18 protein-coding genes and 2 pseudogenes are annotated in these 18,529 nt (G+C 55.8%); 7 read left to right on the top strand and 13 right to left on the bottom strand.

The window, feature by feature from the left end; genetic code table 11:
• Window positions 1-42 precede the first annotated feature (42 nt).
• The gene (locus LOY55_RS30415; RefSeq protein ID WP_060544068.1) at window positions 43-1,437 is read right to left on the bottom strand and encodes a PLP-dependent aminotransferase family protein; all 1,395 of its coding nucleotides are present in this window, start codon (window positions 1,435-1,437) and stop codon (window positions 43-45) included.
• A 277-nt stretch (window positions 1,438-1,714) separates the two neighbouring features.
• On the opposite strand from LOY55_RS30415, the gene ehuB reads away from it, so the two are divergent.
• The 5 genes from ehuB to LOY55_RS30390 all read left to right on the top strand — a co-directional run bounded on the left by ehuB (window position 1,715) and on the right by LOY55_RS30390 (window position 5,170).
• A complete protein-coding gene (gene ehuB / locus LOY55_RS30410) occupies window positions 1,715-2,572 on the top strand; it encodes an ectoine/hydroxyectoine ABC transporter substrate-binding protein EhuB (RefSeq protein ID WP_060543914.1) in 858 nt (285 codons plus the stop codon).
• 69 nt (window positions 2,573-2,641) lie between these two features.
• Complete coding sequence (ehuC, locus tag LOY55_RS30405; protein ID WP_060543915.1) at window positions 2,642-3,301, top strand: ectoine/hydroxyectoine ABC transporter permease subunit EhuC; 660 nt, start codon at window positions 2,642-2,644, stop codon at window positions 3,299-3,301.
• Window positions 3,298-3,954: an ectoine/hydroxyectoine ABC transporter permease subunit EhuD gene (gene ehuD / locus LOY55_RS30400; RefSeq protein WP_060543916.1), complete on the top strand. Its 657-nt coding sequence runs from the start codon at window positions 3,298-3,300 to the stop codon at window positions 3,952-3,954. Before ehuC ends, ehuD begins: the two co-directional genes overlap by 4 nt.
• Complete coding sequence (gene ehuA, locus LOY55_RS30395) at window positions 3,954-4,829, top strand: ectoine/hydroxyectoine ABC transporter ATP-binding protein EhuA (RefSeq protein ID WP_082457645.1); 876 nt, start codon at window positions 3,954-3,956, stop codon at window positions 4,827-4,829. Before ehuD ends, ehuA begins: the two co-directional genes overlap by 1 nt.
• Window positions 4,830-4,930: 101 nt before the next feature.
• The gene (locus LOY55_RS30390; RefSeq protein ID WP_223525594.1) at window positions 4,931-5,170 is read left to right on the top strand and encodes a hypothetical protein; all 240 of its coding nucleotides are present in this window, start codon (window positions 4,931-4,933) and stop codon (window positions 5,168-5,170) included.
• A 162-nt stretch (window positions 5,171-5,332) separates the two neighbouring features.
• On the opposite strand, the gene LOY55_RS30385 is transcribed toward LOY55_RS30390, so the two are convergent.
• The 3 genes from LOY55_RS30385 to LOY55_RS30375 all read right to left on the bottom strand — a co-directional run bounded on the left by LOY55_RS30385 (window position 5,333) and on the right by LOY55_RS30375 (window position 8,125).
• Window positions 5,333-5,953, bottom strand: coding sequence for a tyrosine-type recombinase/integrase (locus LOY55_RS30385; RefSeq protein WP_258667327.1), 621 nt, complete (start codon window positions 5,951-5,953; stop codon window positions 5,333-5,335).
• 92 nt (window positions 5,954-6,045) lie between these two features.
• Window positions 6,046-6,834, bottom strand: coding sequence for a VacJ family lipoprotein (locus tag LOY55_RS30380; protein WP_109787266.1), 789 nt, complete (start codon window positions 6,832-6,834; stop codon window positions 6,046-6,048).
• Window positions 6,827-8,125 carry a serine/threonine protein kinase gene (locus LOY55_RS30375; RefSeq protein WP_223525580.1) on the bottom strand — a complete coding sequence of 433 codons (1,299 nt, stop codon included), beginning with the start codon at window positions 8,123-8,125 and terminating at the stop codon, window positions 6,827-6,829. The genes LOY55_RS30380 and LOY55_RS30375 overlap by 8 nt, the downstream gene beginning before the upstream one ends.
• 397 nt (window positions 8,126-8,522) lie before the next feature.
• Between LOY55_RS30375 and LOY55_RS30370 the strand changes: the two are divergent.
• A pseudogene (locus LOY55_RS30370) lies at window positions 8,523-8,668 on the top strand (thiolase C-terminal domain-containing protein); the annotation flags it as partial.
• Between the two features lie 606 nt (window positions 8,669-9,274).
• Here LOY55_RS30370 and LOY55_RS30365 read toward each other — a convergent pair.
• The 9 genes and pseudogenes from LOY55_RS30365 to istA all read right to left on the bottom strand — a co-directional run.
• Window positions 9,275-9,871, bottom strand: a complete 597-nt coding sequence (locus LOY55_RS30365) for a cytochrome c3 family protein (RefSeq protein WP_007943094.1) — start codon at window positions 9,869-9,871, stop codon at window positions 9,275-9,277.
• A 9-nt stretch (window positions 9,872-9,880) separates the two neighbouring features.
• Window positions 9,881-10,372 (bottom strand): nitrate reductase cytochrome c-type subunit, encoded by a 492-nt coding sequence (locus LOY55_RS30360; protein WP_223525583.1) that lies wholly within the window; start codon window positions 10,370-10,372, stop codon window positions 9,881-9,883.
• 11 nt (window positions 10,373-10,383) lie between these two features.
• Entirely contained in the window at window positions 10,384-12,888 is a 2,505-nt protein-coding gene (gene napA / locus LOY55_RS30355; RefSeq protein WP_258667324.1) for a nitrate reductase catalytic subunit NapA, read from the bottom strand.
• The gene (locus LOY55_RS30350) at window positions 12,879-13,145 is read right to left on the bottom strand and encodes a chaperone NapD (RefSeq protein WP_258667322.1); all 267 of its coding nucleotides are present in this window, start codon (window positions 13,143-13,145) and stop codon (window positions 12,879-12,881) included. The genes napA and LOY55_RS30350 overlap by 10 nt, the downstream gene beginning before the upstream one ends.
• A gap of 39 nt (window positions 13,146-13,184) precedes the next feature.
• Window positions 13,185-13,352, bottom strand: coding sequence for a periplasmic nitrate reductase, NapE protein (locus tag LOY55_RS30345; RefSeq protein ID WP_150781125.1), 168 nt, complete (start codon window positions 13,350-13,352; stop codon window positions 13,185-13,187).
• A 956-nt stretch (window positions 13,353-14,308) separates the two neighbouring features.
• Window positions 14,309-15,667 carry a tetratricopeptide repeat protein gene (locus LOY55_RS30340; RefSeq protein WP_258667318.1) on the bottom strand — a complete coding sequence of 453 codons (1,359 nt, stop codon included), beginning with the start codon at window positions 15,665-15,667 and terminating at the stop codon, window positions 14,309-14,311.
• Between the two features lie 585 nt (window positions 15,668-16,252).
• Window positions 16,253-16,378, bottom strand: a complete 126-nt coding sequence (locus LOY55_RS30335) for a hypothetical protein (protein ID WP_258667317.1) — start codon at window positions 16,376-16,378, stop codon at window positions 16,253-16,255.
• 533 nt (window positions 16,379-16,911) lie between these two features.
• Window positions 16,912-17,214 carry a hypothetical protein gene (locus LOY55_RS30330; protein ID WP_258667315.1) on the bottom strand — a complete coding sequence of 101 codons (303 nt, stop codon included), beginning with the start codon at window positions 17,212-17,214 and terminating at the stop codon, window positions 16,912-16,914.
• A 98-nt stretch (window positions 17,215-17,312) separates the two neighbouring features.
• Window positions 17,313-17,846 (bottom strand): annotated as a pseudogene (gene istA / locus LOY55_RS30325) (IS21 family transposase); the annotation flags it as partial.
• Window positions 17,847-18,214: 368 nt separating this feature from the next.
• Between istA and LOY55_RS30320 the strand changes: the two are divergent.
• On the top strand, window positions 18,215-18,454 hold the full coding sequence (locus LOY55_RS30320) for a hypothetical protein (protein WP_258668376.1): 240 nt from the start codon (window positions 18,215-18,217) through the stop codon (window positions 18,452-18,454).
• Window positions 18,455-18,529: the final 75 nt, after the last annotated feature.

Here is an 18,529-nt window from a genome sequence, read left to right as displayed (position 1 = left end):
AGGGCAATTTAGTCGACAAACTTTTTTGCGAACTTTTCCCGGTCAGAAATCGTGGATTTGCGGGTACTGCCCGAATATCTCGCGCATGCTCATCAGTGCGTCCCGCATTTCTTCGTCGCTGCATTCGGCTCCGACACACATCCTTACCGCTCGAGCCCGAGGCGTGCCACGCACGGTGAACGGGTCAGGCGACGTGACGGCAATGTGCCGGTGACGCAGGGCCCGAACCAGGCTGTCGACCTCCCAATGCGGGGGAATGCCTACCCACGCATTCAATGCATGAGGATGCTGGCTGAGCAGGTGCTCGCCCAAGTATTCGCTGACCATCGCCTGTCGGCCGGCCAACAGTTTGCGCTGCAAACGCACGAGCGTGTCGGCGCGACCGTCGCGAATCCAGCGCGCGGCGATTTCGGAGACCATGGGCGTGGCCATCCAGCTGTTAACCCGCAAGATGCTCTCGGTGCGCAACGCCAAACGCTTGGGCACCACCAGATAACCGATGCGTAAACCGGTCAGCACCGACTTGGTCATGCTGGTGCAATAGAACGACAGTTCTGGCAGGTAATGGCTGATCGGCGGCGCGCGATGCTCATCCAGCAACGGCCCGTATACATCGTCCTCAATGATGTGCACGCCGAAACGCCGAGCGATGTCGGCAATCTCCCGCCGACGACTGTCCGGCATCAGGCTGGTGGTCGGGTTGTTCAGGTTCGGCGTGCACACCAGCGCGGTGATGCGCTCGTTGCTGCACATGTCTTCAAAATGTTCCGGGTCGATGCCATAACGGTCCATCTCCAGGCCTTTGAGGGTGAACCCCAATACCTGAGAGTTGCCGATCACTCCGTGATCGGTGACCCCTTCGCAAAGTACTACATCATCGGGGCCCGCCAGAGATGCCAGCGCAAGGAAGATACCGTGGGCCGCGCCATTGGTAATCAGGATGTCATCGCGCTCGACCCGCAGTCCTTGCCGTCCGATCCAGCGCATGGCCTCTTCGCGGTGCGACTCGAAACCGGCAATTGGACGAAATGCGTGAATCCACGGCTGATCCTCTTCCGTGCTGAGCTCGCGGCAGGTGTCACGCCAGAACTGGTCGTGCTCGCGGGTGTGCAGGATCCGCGCGATGGAAAAATCCACCAGGGCCCGTTCAGGGCTATCGAGAATATAGGTAGCCACTCGATCGCTCATGCGCCGCGACACAAAGCTACCGCGCCCGACTTCGCAACGCACCAGCCCCTGACGCTCCAGCTCTTTATAGGCGTTGGTGACCGTCTGCACGCTGATACCCATGGTATCGGCAACATGCCGCTGCGGTGGCAGGCGCTGATCATTGGCCAAGACACCCTGCTCGATATCATCGGCAATCGCCTGCACCAGAATCTTGTACTTTGACTCGCCACTGCGGACGATATCCAGTGCCGCTTTCCATTTGTCCATCAGCGCTAAAACCCGGGTCTGTGCTCGTCGGGACAGCATCGCGCTAGTATCCATGCAATGCAATTGTCCTAGTGCAATACAATGATGCTCAGCGCTTTTGTATGCTCGGCTCAAGGTCGACAGCCGGGCACCTTCAAGCCCACAACAAAATCAGTCGACCTGTACCGGACTGCGCCCAGATCCATGAGATCAGTCCTTGTACGCTTTGCTCTTGTAACACTGCCTCCTACCACAGAGCCGTCACCGACGGGTCAACAAGAAACAGGAGATTTTATCGATGAGCAATTTCCCTTCCCGCAGCACCCATGCATTGCGTCACCTGTTCGTAGCTTGCGCGATGTTCGGCCTAGTCTCCGGCGCCCAAGCAGCTACGACACTGGAAACCGTCAAACAGAACAGCAGCATCCGTATCGGTTATGCCAACGAAACCCCGTTCGCCTTTACCGAAACCGACGGCAGGGTCACCGGTGAATCACCGGAAATCGCCAAAGCCATCTTTGCCAAAATGGGCATCAAACAGGTTGACGGAGTGTTGACCGAATGGGGCTCGTTGATCCCGGGTCTGCGCGCCGGGCGCTTCGACGTGATTGCCGCCGGCATGTACATCACGCCGGCTCGCTGCAAGCAGGTGCTGTTTACCGATCCGCAGTATCAACTGCCGGACGCGCTGCTTACGGCCAAAGGCAACCCGAAGGGGCTGCACAGTTACGAAGACATCGCCAAGAATCCCGAGGTGAAGCTGGCAATCATGGCCGGCACGGTGAACCTGGGCTATGCCCGCGACTCGGGTGTTAAGGATGAGCAAATCCTCCAAGTACCGGACACCACCGCCCAGTTGCAAGCCGTGCGCGCCGGTCGTGCCGACGCGGCAGTGGGTACTCAACTGACCATGAAAGGTTTGGCCGCCAAGGGTGGTGAAAAAGTTGAAGCAGTCACCGAGTTCAAGGATGACCCGTCACACATTGGATACGGTGCTCTCGCCTTCCGTCCGGAAGACAAAGACCTGCGCGATGCGGTCAACGCCGAGTTGAAAAAATGGTTGGGCTCCGAAGAGCACCTCAAGGCAGTTGCCCCTTTCGGGTTTGACAAATCCAACGTGACAAGCAAAACGGCTGCCGAGCTCTGCGCTCAATAGTCGAAACAGGCATGGCGCCACGGCGCGATGCCTATTTCCCTGCTTAATCCGGATGGACAGGTTTAAACCATGGGTGAATTACTTCCGCTATTGATACAAGGCGCCTGGGTGACACTCCAGGTGACGATCTTCGGTTCGCTGCTGGCGATTGTCGCGGCAATCCTCGCGGCTCTGGGGCGCATGTCGCCTTGGCGGCCATTGCGCTGGTTTTCCATTGCTTACATTGAAGTGTTTCGAGGCACGTCGTTGCTGGTGCAATTGTTCTGGCTGTTTTTCGTGCTGCCGCTGCCGCCGTTCAACCTCGAACTGAGTCCCTACAGCGTGGCCATCGTCGGTCTCGGCTTGCACATTGGTGCTTACGGCGCCGAGGTGATGCGCGGTGCGATCAGCTCTGTCGCCAAGGGGCAATACGAAGCGTCCACGGCACTGAACTTTAGCGGCTATAAGCGCTTTCGCCGCATCATTCTTCCGCAGGCATTGCTGGCCGCTATTCCGCCGGGTACCAACCTGCTGATCGAATTGCTGAAAAATACTTCACTGGTGTCGTTAATCACCTTGTCAGACCTGAGCTTCAGGGCTCGTCAATTGGATCAGGCAACTTTCGAGACTCTGGAAATTTTTAGCCTGGCGCTGGTGATGTACTTCGTCTTGGCGCAGGCGATCAACATCGGCATGCGTCACATTGAGCGCCATCTGGCTCGCGGGCGGATGCGTGGAGGTCTGTCATGACACTGTTCGATTGGACCTATGCCTGGCAAATCCTCCCCGATTTACTGCGCGCTTCCCTTAACACCGTGGGGATTACCCTGGTCGGCTTCCTGATTGCCATTGTGCTGGGGCTGTTCCTGGCTATCGGTCGAAGGAGCCGCAGAGTCTGGCTGTCGTGGCCGACCACCGCCGTGATCGAGTTCATTCGCAGCACGCCGCTGCTGATCCAGGTGTATTTCCTTTACTACGTGCTGCCCAATTACGGTGTCAGCATGACCGCGATGCAAGTGGGGATTCTCGGCATAGGCCTGCATTACGCCTGCTACATCGCCGAGGTGTATCGCGGCGGCCTCGATGCGGTGCCGCGCGCGCAATGGGAAGCGGTCACGGCGTTGAACATCGCCCCATACAGCGCTTATCGCAACATCATACTGCCCCAGGCCCTGCGGCCGATCCTGCCTCCATTGGGCAACTACCTGGTGGCGATGCTCAAGGACACGCCGGTACTGTCGGCGATTACCGTGGTGGAAATCATGCAACAGGCCAAGAACATCGGCTCCGAGAATTTCCGCTATTTGGAGCCGATCACCATGGTCGGCCTGTTTTTCCTCGCCCTAAGCATTGCTTTGGCTTATCTGGTACGGCGCCTTGAAGTGCGCCTGGAGCTACGCTAATGACTACTCCACTGTCGACACCCGGTGACCTTTCACGGCACAGCAACCCGACCCCGCTGCATCCGCAGGAGGCCATGGCCATGCAGGAAACCAAACCGGTAAAGCCGATCGTCAGCTTCCAGGACGTTACCAAGAGCTACGGCAACTTTACCGTGCTCGATCATTTGAACCTGGACGTCACGCCGGGTGAGAAAGTCGCGATCATCGGCCCCAGCGGCTCCGGAAAATCCACACTGCTGCGGGTACTGATGACACTCGAAGGCATCGATGACGGACTGATCCGCATTGAGGATGACTTGCTGACCCACATGCCCAATCGCAACGGTGTATTGGTGCCCGCCAATGACCGGCACATCCGCCGAGTGCGCGGCAAGATCGGCATGGTGTTCCAGAGTTTTAACCTGTTCCCTCACATGACAGCGTTACAAAACGTTATCGAGGCGCCGGTGCAGGTGCTCGGTATGAAACCGGCCGAGGCCCGTGAACGTGCAGCAGACTTGCTGGAACTGGTGGGTCTGGGCAGCAAACTCGGGCATTACCCATCGCAGCTGTCCGGTGGTCAGCAACAACGGGTGGCGATCGCCCGGGCACTGGCCATGCGCCCGAAAGTCATGCTGTTCGACGAAGTGACCTCCGCGCTCGACCCGGAACTGTGCGGCGAAGTGCTCAACGTGATCCGCAAGCTCGGCACCGAACACAACCTGACCATGCTGATGGTGACGCATCAAATGGGTTTCGCCCGGGAATTCGCTGATCGTGTGTGCTTTTTCTACAAAGGGCAGATTCACGAGCAGGGCACCCCGGCGCAAATCTTCGAACACCCGCAGCAGGAACGCACGTGCGCGTTTCTGAGTGCGGTGAAAGAAGCCAACTAGGCAAAGTTCACCAGCCCTGGCCGCCATTCGGGTCGATTACGCGTTGGGATTGCTATTCATCGTCCCGCTGGGGGATTTGGTAAAGCCAAAATGAGTAGTTCATGACTTGCTTGATTTGTGGTGAGTCTGCGGCGGTCGTTGAAACTGATGGTGAATACGAGGAAAGAACCTGTCCGAGCTGTGGGCATTGTCGAATTACGGGTGCGGCGCTTGTGCTGATGAAAACCCACGGCTGGTACTTCGATATAGAGCTGACTCGGAGGTGGATCACAGAGCACCAACGCATCGGATTTATTCCAACAATTGATTCGCGCCAGGCATTTCGCCTGATTGACGTTTAAAAAGTGATTAAAAAAATGAATTACTGGGCTCAGTGTAGTAGTTGAAGTTTGGTTGGATAATTAGGCAAGGCGCTACTACTTTGAATGTCCGCTTCCGCGAAAGTCGTAAGACCGCTTAGGGTCGGATAGCGACGGTCTGGGGTAGACCGTCGCAATGTATGGTCAGACTTCTGTCTGCTCTGCCATTTCCAGGGCATCATCGACCTCGATGCCCAAGTACCTGACGGTGCTTTCAAGCTTCGTATGCCCCAGCAGGAGTTGAACTGCTCTCAGATTCTTTGTCCTGCGATAGATCAACGATGCCTTGGTTCGCCGTAGCGTGTGAGTACCGTACATGGTTGGGTCAAGGCCAATGGCGGTCACCCACGCTTTGACTATTCGAGCGTACTGTCTGGTGGAGAGATGGTCTGAGTCGTGCAAACGGCTCGGGAACAAGAAGTCCTCGCTGTGGAGGTGGGCTTGATGCATCCAAGCCTCCAGAGCCGTTCGGGTTTGCTCAGTGATTTCAAATTGCACTGGGTGGTGGGTTTTCTGCTGCATCACGATGGCTCGTGACGACACATGTTCCCCATGGGCTATGTCTCGGACTCGCAGCTTGGTTAAGTCACAGGCACGCAATTTGCAGTCGATAGCCAAGTTGAAGAGCGCCAGATCCCGTGTCTTCTCAGCAAGCTGAAGTCTTACGCGGATAGCCCAGATATCTCTGACTCGGAGCGGCGCCTTTTGCCCGACGAGCTTTCCCTTGTTCCAAGGCTGATGGCGATGTGTAGCAATTGAGTTCATGGCTTGTCCTCCAGGTTGAGGGAGGACAAGGGTGGCTCAGTCACGGTGCGTCGTGGTCGCTATTCGACCCATAGATGTCTGTCAGGCTGAGGCTATTCAGCAATTTGCAACTTACGCGCCTGGGTGTACACATAGCGGACTTTTTCGTATTCGAACGGTGAGTTCATCTGGCCATAGCGGAAGTTGGTGGTGTAGCGCTTGTCGATGGCGCGCAGCAGGTAAATTTCCGGGTGATTCTTGCTGACCTCGGCGACATTGAGGTAGTTGATTTGCGAGGCGGTGCTCCAGTCGAAGACTAGTCCGCCGGTGTCGCGAAGGTTGGATGGACCAAGGAACGGTAGAATTAGGTATGCGCCGCTCGGCACGCCGTAGAAACCCAGGGTCTCACCGAAGTCTTCGCTTTGTCTTCGAATGCCCATGCTAGTAGCTGGGTCCCAAAGACCTGCAATACCGACGGTGGTGTTGAGCAGCAGCCGTGCGGTGATTTCCATCGAGCGCTCGCCTTTGAGCTGCAGCAGGCTGTTTAGCAGGTTGGAGACATCGCCCAGATTATTGAAGAAGTTACTCACCCCGGTACGCAGAAAGCTGGGTGTAATGTAGCGGTAGCCGTTGACCACTGGCAGGGCAACCCACTGGTCGAAACGGTAGTTGAAGTGGTAGACCCGGCGGTTCCAGCTCCCCAGAGGGTCGTAGACGCTCAAGGCGTCTAAAGTCGAGCGCTCGAACTCGCGCTGGTCCAGGCCAGGGTTGAATTCAAGTTGCTTGAGCGGCTGGGTGTAGCCATCGGGTTCGACGACGTTGGGCGCCGGCGGTACGGTGCCTTCGGCTTGGACCATGCCAGCGCTCAACAGCGTTGCAACGAAGAGAAGTTTTCTAGCCATGGAAGAACTCCAGCATGGCGTCGCTGTTGACACGGTAGTTGATGTTGCCGCAATGCCCACCGTGCGGGTACACGGTCAGACGGTTACCGAAGGTATTGCGCAGGAAGCCGAGATCACCAGGGCCGAGAATGATGTCATCGGCGTTATGCATCACGGCAATTTTGGTGCTGGTTTTCAAATAATCCTTGAGTGCGTAGAGGCTGGCCTGGTTATTCAGTTGCAGCACGCTACCGCCGTTGGTGTGGGCGCGCCACATGGGGATGACTTGCCCCGCCATATAGCAGTCAAAGTTGCACTCTAAGGCTCGCTCGAAGAACGGCGTGAGGTCGGTACCTTCGTTAATCGGGAATTTGGGCGGGGTGATCAGGCCGCGATGGTTGATCAGGTCGGAGGTGAAGGCGATGTCAGCTGCCGAGAAGCGGAAAGACGTGCCGATCAGCATGGCCATCTGCTCATTGGACAGGCGGTTGTGCGAGTTCTGAAAGTCATAGACAAGGGCATCGTTGAGGTCGATGTAACCCTTTTGCTGGAAATAGCGGGTCAGCTTTGTAAGCATCAGCTCGTAGAAGGTCGTGTTGTTGTCGATACCTTTGACCTTGGCCTGCACCAGCTTGTCCAGGTTGGCTATCGAAGTGACGAGGCTGACTGGAGGGTTGAGCAGCAGCACGCGTTTAAAGTTGAAGCTGTGTCTGGACTCGTCAAGGTTGGCAACAAACGCTGCATCGAGTGCCCCAAGGCTATAGCCCGTAAGGTAGTACTCTGTGACAGGTACGTTCAATTGTTGAGCATGCACTGCCTGCATGACTCGGTACAGGTCTTCGGCATCGTCTCTGGTCACTCCGGGGGTGGCCACTTGTGAGGCTGAGGTCATGAAATCGTAGCTGGTGGGCGAGGATAGCTGCACTACATTATAGCCAGCCTTGTAGTACAGCTTCTTGAGGAACTCGTTGACACTGCTGTAGTAAGGCGAACCAGTGCCGGCGATCAGAAAGATCAGCGGGGCTGGGTGGTCCTGTTTGGCCATGCGGTAGCGTAGTTTTTTCACAGCCCAAAAATTGGCAGGCAGTTCGAATTCGCGATGTGGCAGCAGGTTGAGGGAGTAGTCGCTCTGTTTGATGTCGTCGTCGAGTGGCAACTCGGGGCGAAGTTCGGGCGGTGTTGAGAGGATGGTAGCTTCAAACGGGTTGGTCAACGGATAGTGGTATGTTGCGGCGTCGACTTCGGCGGCCAGGACCGACGCACTCAGGATTAGGCCGCCAAACAAGGCGGCGAAGTGCAATGATAGGAGCATGTCGTTGTCCCCAAATAGAAAAATGCTGTGCAAGCAAACACGAGCTAGGGCAACTGCACAGCTAGTCGCCTAGCTTCTTGTCATTTGTCATCTATCAAGACAATCACTCGGATGTCGTATCAGGCATCTCCCCTAGGAGCAATATAGTTGAGTTTTGGGGAGGTGCTCGCCAAGTGGCCCCGGAACGCCCCGAGTGTTGTCGTCGACCGAAAACTGACCCGATAACGATGATTCTGCCAATTGAAAACGGACCTAGGTTTTCAGAAGATTTCATCTTTAAACTAGGTCATGCAGGTCATTAGATTTTTCGCCTTGGACCAATCTGCGACAGCCTCCTAGGTGAGCGTTCAGTCGGCGTTAACACCGCCTGGCTGCCGACATTGCCTACCAATAGGTCGGAATTGGTCCGAAAGACATCGATGTCTTCGAGCTGCACGACTGCTTTGCCCAGTACCAATTGCTGACATACGAAGGCTGGACTTGTGTGGCGACGGTTAGGCCGAGCGCCTGGTCATGGATGGCGACAACACCTATGGCAGCAAGTAGATGGTCAGCCCATCGGGCGGTTTTCTCTCCAAGGGCCAGCCGCGCAGTCAGCTGGCCTGAACGTTGGCAAATCACAGACAAACCCCAAGCATTGTACAAAGCACTTATTTTTCAAACATCGACCCAAAGCTGCCCTTCGTGGAGGGCAGTAGTCGACCCATAGCTGCCCTTCACGAAGGGTGGAGATTGGCCGTTCTCTGCCTGTCGACTCTTGTGTGTGCATTGGTCAACCGTATGCAAACGGCGGTCTCCGCGAATGCAAATGTCTTGTGAGTGGCAATGCAATGGGTGGCCATGTGCGATGCAATTAAGCGTTTAGGAACACTTGAGAATTCACCACATTCGACGTGTCGCATAAGGCTAAACGCTCTACGACGACCTCTTTGCTTCGATAAAAGAGGCCGATGGTAGTGGGTAATCCTGCGTTGCTGCCTGCCTGAGCGTGGGCCGGATCAATGAGAGATCGCTGTCCAAGTGTTTGTAGAATGGCGCCAAAGTGCGCGTGGAATCCGCAGACCAACTTGCGCACAGAGGCTAAACCCCCTTGAAACATTGGGTTTGGGGGTTATCAGAGACAACGAAGTGAGAGCCCAACCGATTCGACTACCAGCCTTTGACACCGCTCATGTCAGGCAACTTGTGGGCGATGCCCTTATGGCAGTCGATACAGGTGGCCTGCCCGCTGGCCAGTGCCGTGGAGTGCATATTGGCGGCGCGTTTGCCCTGACGGGTAAAGTCCATGAATTCAAAGTTATGGCAATTGCGGCATTCTCGGGAGTCATTTGCCTTGAGCCGCCCCCACTCGTGCTCGGCCAGTTCACGCCGCATACCGAGAAATTTTTCCCGGGTGTCGATCGTTCCGAACACCTTGCCCCACACCTCTTTGGAAGCCTGCATCTTGCGGGCAATCTTGTGCGTCCATTCGTGCGGGACGTGACAGTCCGGACAGGTGGCGCGTACGCCAGAACGATTGGTGTAGTGAATGGTGTCCTGCAACTCGACAAACACGTTATCGCGCATTTCATGGCAGGAAATGCAGAACTTCTCGGTATTGGTGGCTTCCAGCGCAGTGTTGAAACCACCCCAGAAAATCACTCCGGCGATGAACCCGCCGAGCGTCAGAAAGCCCAGGCTGTAATGCACGCTGGGGCGACGCAGAATGCCCCAATAGTCTTTGAGCAGCGCACGCAAGGATTTCATGGCCTCTCCTTAAGGTTTCTGCTGGCCGTTGATTTCGTCTTGCAGCACCTGGTCAATGTTCTTGAAGTTGTTGCCCACCAGAGGCTTGACGTCTTTTTGTGGCACGTGACACTGCGTGCAGAAATACCGACGCGGCGAAACAGCGGCCAGCGCCTGACCATCACGGTCCATGTAGTGGGTAATACTGATCATCGGCGCCTGAGTGCGGGCGCTATTGGCACGGCTGTGACAGGACAGGCACTTGTTGCTGTTCTTGTCGATCGGATACCCCCGGATACTGTGGGGGATGGTGGGCGGCTGGTCAGGATAATTACGCTCGCGCTTGAGGTCCTTGTTCTCGTCATCAGCCATCAACGGTGCCGCAAATTCCTGGGTCAAGGTCCCTCCGGGTCGCCGGCCATCCGGCGCAGGCGCATCCAGCGGGTAATCGGGCTGCGCCGCGAATGCCAGCGGCATCCACAGCAACAGAGCAGCAAGCAAAGACAGCAAATGACTCTTCATCTGAGCGCTCCTTATGCCGTCTTGATCAACTCAATCCTGATCGCACATTTTTTATAATCAGTCTGCTTGGAGATGGGATCCGTCGCATCGAGTGTGACCTTGTTGATCAGCTTGTTGGCATCGAAAAACGGCACAAAGACCAAGCCTTGTGGTGGCTTGTTGCGCCCTCGGGTTTCGATGCGCGCACGCATCTCACCGCGTCGACTGATCAGCTTCACTTCGCTGCCTCGACGGGCATTCAAGGCTTGGGCATCAGCCGGATGCATGTAGACCAATGCGTCGGGAACTGCTTTATGAAGTTCCTCGACACGCTGCGTCATGGACCCGGTGTGCCAGTGCTCAAGCACTCGTCCGGTGCTCAGCCAGAATGGGAACTCCGCGTCGGGGGATTCCGCCGGGGGCTCGTAGGGCAGCGCGAAAATAATCGCCTTCTTGTCGGGATAGCCATAGAACTGCACACCGCTGCCCTTCTCCACGTAGGGGTCATAGCCTTCCCGGAAACGCCAACGGGTTTCCTTGCCCTCGACGACGGGCCATCGCAACCCTCGTTCGGTGTGATAGAGATCGAACGGGGCGAGGTCATGGCCGTGACCACGGCCGAATTGGGCATATTCTTCGAACAGCCCTTTTTGCAGGTAAAAACCAAAATCCCGGGCCTCGTCGTTTTTGTAGCCCGCCGCCATCTGATCAAGCGGGAACTGATCGACCTGACCGTTCTTGAACAACACCTCGTACAGGGTTTTGCCCTTGTACTGCGGTGAGGCCGACAATATTTCCTCGGACCACACTTCTTCCGTTTTAAAGCGCTTGGAAAACTCGACCAGTTGCCAGAGATCTGACTTGGCGTCACCCGGGGCCGAAACCAATTGATGCCAGAACTGCGTACGTCGCTCCGCGTTGCCGTAAGCGCCCTCTTTCTCGACCCACATCGCGGTGGGCAGAATCAGATCAGCCGCTTGGGCGGAGACGGTGGGATACACATCCGAGACAATCACGAAGTTCTCGGGGTTGCGCCAACCCGGCAACACTTCCTGCATGATGTTGGGGCCGGCCTGCATGTTGTTGCTGGCCATCGTCCAATACACATTGAGCACGCCGTCCTTGAGCATCCGACTCTGCTGCACGGCATGGAACCCGACTTTTTCATTGATGGTGCCTGGCGGCAATTTCCAGATTTTCTCCGCCGTGGCGCGATGCTTTGGATTGGTGACCACCAGATCAGCGGGCAAGCGATGGGAGAACGTTCCCACTTCCCGCGCCGTGCCGCAGGCCGAGGGCTGGCCCGTCAGGGAAAAAGGACTGTTGCCCGGCTCGCTGATCTTTCCGGTCAGCAGGTGAATGTTGTAAATCAGGTTATTGGCCCAGACGCCCCGCGTGTGCTGGTTAAAGCCCATGGTCCAGAAGGAGACCACCTTGCGCTTCGGGTCGGCATACAGCTCAGCCAAGGCCTTGAGTTGCTCGGCCGGTACGCCGGTTTCCTTGGCGGTGCGCTCAAGGGTGTAAGGTTTTACGAATGCCGCGAATTGCTCAAAATCGATGTCGGTCCAGGTATTCGCCTTGGCGGCATTGCGCGCCTTCATCTCCAGCGGATTATCGGCACGCAGGCCGTAGCCGATGTCATCCGTACCTTTGGCGAACTTAGTGTGCTTACTGACAAAGTCCTTATTGACCGAGCCGCTTTCAATAATGTGATTGGCAATGTAGTTGAGGATAAACAGGTCAGTCTGTGGCTTGAACACCATGGGAATGTCGGCCAACTCAAAACTGCGATGCTCGAAGGTAGAAAGCACCGCGACCTTGACGTTGGGCTGGCTCAATCGGCGATCCGTCACCCGACTCCAAAGAATCGGATGCATCTCCGCCATGTTTGAACCCCACAACACGAACGCGTCGGTGACTTCGATATCGTCATAACAGCCCATCGGCTCATCGATACCGAACGTACGCATAAACCCCATGACCGCAGACGCCATGCAATGACGTGCATTGGGATCAATGTTATTTGAGCGAAACCCGGCCTTCATCAACTTGTTGGCCGCATACCCTTCCCAGACGGTCCACTGACCCGAACCGAACATGGCGATTGATTCGGCCCCTTTGTTTTTTATCGCCTCCTTAAACTTCAATTCCATCACATCAAACGCTTGATCCCAGGACACCGGCTGAAACTCGCCCTGCTTGTCATACTGCCCGTTGGTCATGCGCAACAGTGGCTGAGTCAGGCGATCAACGCCGTACATGATCTTTGACAAGAAGTAGCCTTTGACGCAGTTCAGCCCGCGATTGACCTCGGCTTTCACATCACCGTGAGTGGCGACCACCCGATTGTCCTTGGTCGCCACCATCACGCTGCACCCGGTACCGCAAAAACGGCAGGGTGCCTTGTTCCAGTCCAGGGCCACCCGATCTTCTTCGGTGATGAGATTGCTGGCAGAGGTAAATACCGGAAGTCCCGCAGCCGCCGCAGCAATCCCCGCAGCCTGGGCTTTGACAAATTCTCGCCGCGTCATAGGCATGTGCTTTCTCCCGTCACATCGAGAATCTCGTGATAAACGAGGGAGGCATTGAGCACACCCGGCAAGTTGTTGATCTGGTTTATGCGCTGGGAAATCTCGCTTTCTTTTTCCATCTCCAGCACCACCACCAGTTTGCCGGCGGGACTTTCCTGATGCAGTTCAACGCCTTCGAGCAAGCGCAAGTTGGCTTTCACCGCCTTGAACAATTCAGGGTGGGCAAGCACCACCAGACTGGCAATATGCAGCGTCTTTTCCATGACCCGTACTCCCCGTCTTTTGCTAAAGATGGACAACGATCAATTAGGTGGACCAGGAGGGCCGAGCAGCATTTGCAGAAACCAGACAAAGAAGCCGTAACCACCCACTATCGCCACGGACAGCAATGGAAAAAAAATGACAATCAGAAAAAAGAACAGGCGGGTTTCTTTGCGCGCTTGCCGGGTAGAGTCATCCGCTGATGGCATGGTTATCGCTCCTGCCAAACTTTGAATTCAGCCTAGACGGCCAACATCACAAATTCCACTAAACGGATTAACGGCAAAGCTAAGGAAGGTCTGAGCCAAGAGACAGATATTTTCAGATGGCGAGTCGAAGGACAGGCTGACACAACCAATTCAAGCTCAGGTGACCGGCGGCAAGCGAGAAGCGGAGGGGGTATCGACCAAAATTTGATGTTTTCCCCAGTCAACTGGAACCCAACCCATTAGCGACGCCATATCGCTGATATTGCACTTTTTGAAAATCGAGCGTCCACTTTTGGCCGATTTCTGCCTGTCTTGACCGGCAGAAGTCGGCCAGAAGCGGGCATACGCGGATGGAGGCGCCTCCATAATAACCGGCATAGACACACAGCCGACGACTTCGTAACCTTGAAGCAGGTCTTGTCGATTTTTCTGTTTTGCCCATGTCGCGCTTCTAGCGTTCGACTCAGTTGGCTCAAGGTGCTAGCCATGGGCAAGCAGCGTTATGCGACACAACTGGCGCAAATTATCACGCCAATTATGTCACCTACTTATAGTTAGGCGGGTACTCAAAAAATGGATATCGGAACAATATACGATGTAGTTTATACGCGAGGAATATATGAAATCGAGTATGAAAACCGTGTCAAATGCATTAAAAGAACACCTCAGTCCTACCGCCTTGAAAGGCCTGACGGCTCAACATTCCTAATTAGGCAAGACTCAATTATAGAGCTTAAAAAGGTGTCAGCTGCCAAGTGATGCAAAGCCTATAGCAGCTGAACGACCCTAAGCTGTCCTTCGTGGAGGGCTGCAAACGACCGGTTTTTGCCGGTCGTACCAGGTTGAAAAGGGTCGACTGCCGTCTGTCGCGACCGGCGATACCCGGCCAAGAGCGGTCAGTGGCGGAGCTGAACAACCGGCAGCACAACCCTCATATAAAAAATGCACACCAGAAATCAACGACGTGATTGGTATTTCTCACAATACTGGCCTGCTAACTTTTGCGCTGCTGCCAGTTGGGATTTGGATAGTTTTTCAGCTACATGATTTCGATCATCTGTGGCTTTTGACTGGCCATTAGCAGCCGCAACAGAAAACCAAACATACGCTTGGCTATTATCCTGAGCCACTCCCTTGCCCTGGGAGTAGAGGACTCCAAGATTGAACTGGGCGGCTGCATCCCCCTGCTCAGCGGCCTTGTGGAACCAGAAAATTGCCTGGTGGTCATCCTGCGCAATCCCTTTGCCGGTCCCGTAGAGGGCCCCTAGGTTGAACTGGGCCGTTACATCACCCTGCTCAGCGGCTTTACGGAACCAGAAAATTGCCTGCTGGGAGTCCTGCGCAACTCCCTGTCCGGTGCCATAGCACGCTCCGAGGTTGTTCTGGGCAGCGGCATGACCTTGCTCAGCGGCCTTGCGGTACCAGAAAACCGCCTGCTCGTAGTCCTGCACGACCCCTTGTCCGGTCTCGTAGCGGACGCCGAGGTCGCCCTGCGCAGCGGCATTACCTTGCTCAGCTGCCTTGCGGAACCAGAAAACCGCCTGCTGGTAGTCCTTCTCGACCCCTCCGCCGTAGGCGTACCGGACTCCAAGGTGGTCCTGGGCAGCGGCATCACCCTGCTCAGCGGCCTTGCGGTACCAGAAAACCGCCTGCTCGTAGTCCTTCGTGACTCCTCCGCCGTAGGCGTACCGGACTCCGAGGTTGTCCTGGGCAGTGGCATAACCTTGCTCAGCGGCCTTGCGGTACCAGGAAATTGCCTGCTGGTAGTCCTGCGCCACCCCTTGGCCGGTGGCATAGCGAACTCCGAGGTTGTTCTGGGCAGCGGCATGACCTTGCTCAGCGGCCTTGCGGTACCAATAGACCGCCTGCTGGTAGTCCTTCTCGACCCCTTGGCCGGCGGCATAGCGGACTCCAAGGCTAGTCTGGGCAGTGACCTCACCCTGCTCCGCAGCCTTGCGGTACCAATAGACCGCCTGCTGGTAGTCCTGTGCAACACCCTGACCGCTGGCATAGCTGGCGCCTAGGTTATTCTGGGCAGCGGAATATCCCTGCTCAGCGGCCTTGCGGTACCAATAAACAGCCTGTTGGGCGTCCTGCGACACCCCTAGACCGCTGGCATAGCAGGCTCCGAGGTTAAATTCGGCAGCAGCATCACCATGCTCGGCAGCCTTGCGGTACTGGGAAGCAGCCTGTTGGGCAGCGGCAATACTCTGTTCGACTATTCTCTGAGTCGCTATTGGATCCAGCGAGGCAAACGTATCGCTGACTGGCTGTAGTAAGAAAAACGCAAAAAAGAGGGAGCGTGCATGGCGCATATAACGGGGCTCTACGGTTGGCGTGGTTCACGTCCCTGCTCTCACTAAATTCCCAAAGAGCCGAGCTAAATGGATAGAAGCGGATTACGCCTGAATGATAGCGTTTTGAGATCAATCTTGTCCGATACCAGTAGCCAAGGGCGAGGTAGCCAAATCTAAAGTGGCAAGCAGTAAGTGTCGACGGTTCTAGCTGTAGCTTGAAAAATAATAGGTAGAGTCGTCCGCTCGGGGTCGATTGTCGCCCTTTGGGGCGGGCAACAATCGGCCAAATTCGGACGTTCAGAACAGGTCACTTTCGGCCGATAGAGGTCATTTACTAGCGGTACGGATGCGCGTCTGTTTGAAAGAGGAGTTCTTCTATGTTGAAGCTAGTCTTCAGGAGCTCCCGACGACCTTGGTCACCAGGAATTCACGCACCGCGTGTTGTTGCACCAGGTGCACCAGAGCGTCTTCGTGAATACCTTCGCCAATCACTGCTCATGCTCCAGGCGCCGCGCCGTGGCCGCGTTGTCGAACGCCACATACAAGCCTTCCAGGCTCGCCGCGCTCAGCGCCTTGACGGTTTCCAAACCCAGGACAAAACCTTCAGACGCGATCAGCGGCGCTGAACAGCTCGTCCGCCGTGCGCGCCTGCTGAATGCGCTCCAACAATTTTAACGCCTGGGCGCGCACCGCCGCCGGCAGGTTCAACGCGACCAAGGAGTCGTTCATGCTTATTCCCATTTCCAGCCGCTCCCGTTCGCCGACTGTCCGAGGGCATGATCCCGATCGACATCGAGCATCACGTGCAAGGCGTCCTCGTGAATACCGCTCTTCATTTTTGGCGGTTCCAGGCTTTGTAAACACACAGGGCGGCAACCAGCAGGGCAACGCCTATCGCGAGGCCTACTGGGTGAACCGTGAGCGAGCCTTTTATGACTCCCATTCTCCCCATCTCATCGGGGGTTCGTTGCAGTGCGTCCGCAATAAACATGACCCCGAAACCGCTCAAGGGGACGATCTGCACCGGGGGGTGTTGGAGGAAACGGACCAAGCGAGAACGCATGTCGGTCACAGGGCTTTCCTTTTTCGAGTGAATGGCAGTCTGTGCGTAAAACCAGACCATGGGGGCATGGTAGCCCAGTCGGTGGGGGGCTGGTGTCCGTGGCCCATCAAAAAGGCCCCCGCACCGGGCTTAGGTGGGGGGGCCTTTTTTACATAAACGCCGTTATGCGCTTGATGGGCTTTTTCCATCGCCTGCTGTTTCAGTCGTCGCTCTCATCATCGGTAACGGTGTAGCGGAAATCGTCGCGCGTCAGCAGGTACGCAGCAGGCTTCAAGACACCGTGGTCAGCGCGCACGACGTTGACCGTGATGTGGATGTTGTCGATTTCGCTGATGTAGTCACTCCATAGCGAAAAAATCTCGTCGCGGAAAAACGCCTTTGTCAGTCGTCCCTGATCTTTGGCGAACATATGAAGCACCTTCCATGCCGGAATCAGTGTCATCCCAGTGTGGTAAAGTTCTGCAAAATGCAGTTCAAAAATAGTATTTTCCATCCTGTTCATGGCATTACCTTATTAAGCGTTGTTATATGTATGTAGCGTTGTTACAACAATACAGCAACGCTAAATTGATCGCAATGCCATTCCGTGCCCGTAATTCAACGGGTATGGGCATCGAATAGCATCTCGTGACCTTGGCTAGGGTACGCAACCAACCAGAATGCGCGACTGGCGCACAGCTTCATGTGGGAGACCTGGATGCGTCGGAACAGGCCTCCGATCAGCAGCCCTTCTTCGCTCCAGTCAAATTGAAAAGCTTCACCGAGCGCAAACGTCAGCGGTACAAAAGCGCGTAAAGACTTGCCTTGTTCACCTCGCCACGAGCGTACAAACGCTGTGAGCTGGCTGTAGCCGCCGTCATAACCCTCGGCCTTGATCTGCTCGAAAAGTGCTTTGGCGCTTCTGCGATTGTGCTTTGCCCGGAACGAATCGGCTTTCAGCGCCTGTTCCAGCGTGTCGTGGAATGGGCTGAGTTTGTTGAAGGTCGCGCACCGCTGGTACGCCGGCTGAGTGGCTTCGGGCGCTCTGACCCATTTTCGGATGGTGTTTCTCGACAGCCCGGTACGCTTGGCTATCTGGTGCAGCGAGAGCTTGTCGCGGAAGTACATCCGCCGGATTTTTCCCAACATTTCCATGCTGATCACCCTGTGTTCTCCTGCTCGGAAAGTGAGCAGAAGCAGTTGAACACCTGGGTCAGTTTTCAGTCGGCAGAACAGCCTTTACTGGGTCAGTTTTCGGTCAGCGGCAACACAACACTGCGCATTCCGCGCAACGCTGCGGAGCCGAGCGTGTAGGAATGGGACGGGTACGGGATCGTCGGCCATATGGTGAGTAGCAGCCTGATGAAGCGCGACGGCGCGATCGACGAAAAGGTCGTCACTATGTTGACGGTGATGCCGATTTGACACACTTGCCGACGCAAGACTCCCCCACCTCCAAATCGGCAAAAATCCTGCACAGGTAAGTTTTTCGAGGAATCGGACTGGATCAGTGACATCTCGGCATCTGTGTAAATTCGGCGTCAGCGCCAACACTCACGCTGCTCCTGCACAACCAGCACGCCATCAGTGCGGCCATTGAAGAGGTGACAAAGTGGCTCTCTGATAATGGACTGAGGGGCGTCGCCGCGAACGCAATCGCGGCCATGGAAACGCTAGACGCAAATGCTCAAAACATCTCAGGCGCCATCATGCGACTACGGCAGTTATGGAAATCATTTAACGCCTCCCTGGCTTCTTTATGACGAGTGCCGACCCTTTGCTTGCGGATTCCACGACACTTGGACACCCAGCCCACGATCATTTGGACACTCGTTCCA

The organism is Pseudomonas sp. B21-040 (assembly GCF_024748695.1).
Lineage (GTDB): Bacteria > Pseudomonadota > Gammaproteobacteria > Pseudomonadales > Pseudomonadaceae > Aquipseudomonas.
Note: the sequence above shows the minus strand (reverse complement) of the source record. Positions and strands in the feature narration are given on the sequence as shown.